Origin of the sequence: Mycobacterium sp. (genome assembly GCF_036488105.1) — a bacterium.
In the GTDB taxonomy this organism is placed as follows: Bacteria; Actinomycetota; Actinomycetes; order Mycobacteriales; family Mycobacteriaceae; genus Mycobacterium.
Genome location: NZ_DASXHW010000088.1, coordinates 1 through 3,596, shown reverse-complemented (window position 1 = coordinate 3,596; position 3,596 = coordinate 1). Strand labels below are relative to the sequence as shown.

Here is a 3,596-nt window from a genome sequence, read left to right as displayed (position 1 = left end):
TCGGCTATCTGATGGACTTCAAGCTCCCGCCGGGGTTCCCCGAGGAGCTCTTCGCCTCCTTCACTCAGACTTTCGACCTGATTTTCGAGGAGGCGGTGCAGCAGGGCCTGATGGACCGTCCCGTGCAGATGATCTATCGCGAGGTAGAGGGTCTGCCCAAGGGTTCGGTCAAAGCGGTAATCGACGCGTACGGCGAACTGGTCGACGAGGGCTGCCTCGTGGTCTTCGGCCCCAACATCACCGATAACTGCGTGCCGTTGCGCGAAGCCATCGAGGAACGGTTCAAGGTGCCTGCCATCAGCGTGACCGGCACCGACGACTGGCTGGGCGAGTGGACGTTCGCATTCCCCCAAGGATCCATGACCGATGAGCCGATCTTCCTGGCCGATCTCATCGGCAAACGAGGACTCGCCGAGATCGGTGTTCTGGTCGAGCAGAGCCTCATTGGCGAGAGCTATCTGAAGAACCTGCGAAGTGCCTGCCGGCGCAAGGGTATTCGGATCGTCGCGGAGGCCTCCATCGCCCAGACGGCTCAGGACATCAACGCCGCGGTGCAAACGCTGCACGAGGCAAAGTCCGAGGCGATCGTGCACCTGGGATTCGGATTCGGAATCGTGTTCATCAACCCCGCGCTGGAGGCCATCGGTTGGGACCCGCCGCGCTTCACCACCACCGCATGGCAGAACGCGTGGGTCAATCCGATCATGTGGAACGCGTTCATGGGGTGGACCGGTGTCGATCAGTACGACGAGGCGAATCAGATCGGGCAGGACTTCCTCGAGAGCTACGCGAAGAAGTACAACGGCAGTCGCCCCGAATTCTGTGTGACCGTTGTCAATCGCGACGTTGCCGCCACACTCGTGCGGGCATTCACCGACGCCCATCCGCTCAGCCCGCGCGGCGTCAAGGAGGCGTTGGAGCGGGTCAAGATGATGCCCGCCGCCTCGGGCGCGCCCGGCACTCGTGTGTCGTTCGGCAAGTGGACCCGCCGGGCGTGGATGGGCGCCGGTTACCTGGTGGCTCGCACCTTGGACGCCGACGGCGTCAACTCGCACCTCGTCGACCGCTTCGGGGAAGAAGGGTGAGGAAGAAATGAGTACGAATCAATCGACACCGCTTGCCGCGGACAAGGATTCGGCCCCGCCCCCCGGACACAAGCGCAACTGGGGCGGCTGGATCGCCGGTGCCGCGCTGGCCGCTTTCGCGTTGTTCTTCATCGCGAACCGCCGCTGGGTACTCGACCCGCGGGTCGCCAACGGAGGCGTGCACGGCCGGCCGCGCCCGGTGAAGTTTACCTTCGGGCTGGACTACATCGGCTTCCTCGACGCGGCCACGGTCGTGTCGCTGCTCATCCTGCTGGTCGTGTTCATCAGGGGCTGGCGCCGCAATCCGGGCAGCCCGGTGATGTTGATGTTCCTGTGCACCACGCTGATCGTGTGGCAAGACCCGATCATGAACTGGTCGCCGTTCGCGGTCTACAACCCCGACCTGATCCACTGGCCGGAATCGTGGCCGCTGGTATCGATTTCGCCGACCGTCGAACCATTCGTGGTATTCGGCTACGTGATGTTCTACTTCGGCCCGTACTTCCCGGCGGTGTGGATCTTGCGCAAGCTGCAGGCCAAATACGGTCCCACAAGCTATGTTTCGCGACACCCGTTGGTCAGCCTGGGCCTGCTCACCGTGGCGATCGGCTTTGTATTCGACGCATTCTTGGAAAATATCCTCATCCACTGGGGCATGTACATCTACTCGCAGGTGATTCCGTGGGGCTCGATCTTCACCGGCACCACGTTCCAGTTCCCGCTGATCTGGGAGTCGTTCTCGGTGTGCTTCGTCATGGTGCCTGCCGCGATTCTGTGTTACCGCGACGACACCGGTAAGTCGGTGGCGGAAAAGCTTGCCGCCAAGGCGAAGCTGTTCCCGAGGCGACCGGTGCTGGGCACCTTCCTGGTGATGTTCGCCATCATCAACGTGTCCTACTTCGCCTACGGCGCGTGGTTCTGGGTCATCAAGGTCAGCCACGCCGCTACTTCAGTGGCCTGCCCGTGGCCGTATCCGGAAGCCAAAGTGTATGACCCGCAGGGCTTTTACGAGAAGGCCGGTGCGCAGGGTCCGTACTCAGTGGGCATCTGGTCGACGTGGGCGAGCGGGGAGCCGAACGGCCGGCCGCACGTCGAAGCGCCACCACCGGGTCAGGGCGCCTGTGCGAGCAAGAATGACTGAGGCTCGCAGCGTCGTCATCACCGGCGCTTCCCGGGGACTCGGCTTCGCAACGGCCGCGCGCCTGTATCGCGAGGGGTGGCGCGTGATCGCGGCAATGCGCACACCCGAGCAGGGCATGGCGCTGTTGCGCGAGGCGACCGGCGCTGCGGTCGACGACGACCGGTTGATCGGCGTTCAGCTCGACCTGATAGACCACGCGTCGGTCACCGCAGCCGCCAAGACCATCGGCGAAGCCGTGGGCACACCGTTTGCGGTTGTGCACAACGCGGGAATCTCCGCTGCCGGAATGGTGGAAGAGACCGATATGGCGTTGTGGCAGAGACTGTTTGCCACCAGCGTTCTTGGTCCGGTTGCGCTCACTCAGGCTCTGCTACCGTCGATGCGAGCAGCGGGCGAAGGGCGCATAGTGCTGGTGTCCAGCGCGGCCGGTGTACGCGGTCAGCCTGCCACCGCACCGTACTCGGCGGCCAAGGGGGCACTCGAGCGGTGGGGTGAGTCAATGGCGGTCGAGATCGCCCCGTTCGGACTCGGCGTCACGGTGTTGGTGGCCGGCACCTACGACACCGAGATCATCACCGACGCGGGCACCACCGACGATCGCGACTTCAGCGGTCCGTACGCCCGGCTGCACAGCACGATGAACAGCCGCGGGCGGTTCGCGATGCGGATGGCCAGGTCGCCGGAGAAGTTCACCGACGGAGTGGTCAAGGCGCTGGCCGACACCGGGCCGTTCCGCCGGCGGGGGGTGGGACCGGACGCGTCAATGTTGTTGGTGTCCAGCCGGATTCTTCCTGCCATCGGCATGCACCACATGTCGCGGGTCGTGCTCGGCATACCCAAGCAGGGCTCGATGCGGGATGGGGCGTGGCCGTTGACGACCGCCCAGAAGGCAATGGTGGTCGCGACGAAAGTCATTCCGCAGCCAGTGTTGCAACGCCTCGCGACGATGGCGGCCAAGCGCCGCCGCGGAACTGAAGGAAACTGAGGAAATAAGCATGGAACAGCTTTTCGACGATCTGGAAGACTTCGGCGCGTTCGACGACGCGATTTCCGGGGACGTGCGTGACCCGTACACCGAGCTGGCGCGACTGCGTCGCGAGGAGCCGGTCCAGCGACTCGAGACCTCTGGAGCGCTGCCGCACGAGGAATCCCTGCCGATGTTCATCGTGTACCGCCACGAGGACGTCCAACAAATGCTGCGCGACAACGAGACGTTCTCGTCATCGGCGGTCATCGCGGCGTTCGGGCCGGTGCTGGGCGAAGGCGTGATGCTGGGTATGGACGAGCCGATCCACGGGCGACTGCGCTCGCTGGTATCGAAGGCGTTCTCGCAGAAGTCTTTGGCGAAATGGCAGGACGAGCTGGTCGGC

The 3,596-nt window shown here is 64.1% G+C and carries 3 protein-coding genes and 1 pseudogene; all 4 read left to right on the top strand.

Annotated elements, in window-relative coordinates; translation table 11 throughout:
• Positions 1-1,085: ABC transporter substrate-binding protein (locus VGH54_RS04955; protein ID WP_331510830.1), on the top strand; the 1,085-nt coding region annotated here is incomplete at its 5' end.
• A 7-nt stretch (positions 1,086-1,092) separates the two neighbouring features.
• Positions 1,093-2,226 carry a spirocyclase AveC family protein gene (locus VGH54_RS04950; protein WP_331510829.1) on the top strand — a complete coding sequence of 378 codons (1,134 nt, stop codon included), beginning with the start codon at positions 1,093-1,095 and terminating at the stop codon, positions 2,224-2,226.
• Positions 2,219-3,211 carry an SDR family oxidoreductase gene (locus tag VGH54_RS04945; RefSeq protein ID WP_331510828.1) on the top strand — a complete coding sequence of 331 codons (993 nt, stop codon included), beginning with the start codon at positions 2,219-2,221 and terminating at the stop codon, positions 3,209-3,211. The genes VGH54_RS04950 and VGH54_RS04945 overlap by 8 nt, the downstream gene beginning before the upstream one ends.
• Before the next feature lie 10 nt (positions 3,212-3,221).
• A pseudogene (locus VGH54_RS04940) lies at positions 3,222-3,596 on the top strand (cytochrome P450); the annotation flags it as partial.